General features: G+C 64.7%; 1 protein-coding gene. It reads left to right on the top strand.

Annotated features, from left to right (window positions below):
• A partial coding sequence (locus tag AB3X94_RS41800; protein ID WP_368614466.1) for an AMP-binding protein occupies window positions 1-761 on the top strand: 761 nt, incomplete at both ends.

Genomic DNA, 761 nt, shown 5'->3' with positions numbered 1-761 from the left:
GGGCGGGGCGTGCGGCGCTGGGCGAGGAGGCGCTCGCTGGCGTGGGGCTGGTGGAGCTGGAGGCGCAGTCGCCGGCGTGGGCCGGGCAGCCGGCATCGGATCCGGATGCGCGCGCGCTGGGCCTGGGTCCGCACCATCTGGCCTATGTGATCTACACGTCGGGCTCCACCGGCACGCCCAAGGGCGTCATGGTTGAACATCGTGGAGTGGCCAATTATCTTGCGTGGGCCTGTGAAGCTTACGCGCCACGATCATCCTCGATCGTTTCTTCTTCCCTGGCGTTCGATGCGACGATCAACAGCCTGTTTGCACCGCTGATCTGCGGTGGTCATGCACGGCTGGTACGGGAACGCGATGAGGTCGCGGGACTAAAGGTACAGGCCAGCTCGGCATGCGGGCTGGTCAACGTTACCCCGAGCCATCTGGACGCGCTTGGACAACAGATGCTGGCGGGCCCGATGACCAGCCAGGTTGACCTGCTTGTTATCGGTGGTGAAGCGCTGTCGCATTCAACAGTCGAGTTGTGGCGCAGGGTTCAGCCTGGCGCCAGGATGGTGAATGAATACGGGCCGACCGAAACGGTTGTGGGTTGCACCTTTTACGAAATTCCGAGCGGATGCGCTGTATCGACGCACGTTCCGATCGGCCGTCCGATTGCGAACACGCGGGTGTATGTGCTGGACGGTCATGGCGAGCCGGTGCCGTTCGGGGTGGTGGGCGAGCTCTGCATTGGCGGGGCGGGGGTCGCGCGGGGCTATCTG

This window comes from Paraburkholderia sp. BR10923, assembly GCF_040948765.1.
In the GTDB taxonomy this organism is placed as follows: domain Bacteria; phylum Pseudomonadota; class Gammaproteobacteria; order Burkholderiales; family Burkholderiaceae; genus Paraburkholderia; species Paraburkholderia youngii.
Note: the sequence above shows the minus strand (reverse complement) of the source record. Positions and strands in the feature narration are given on the sequence as shown.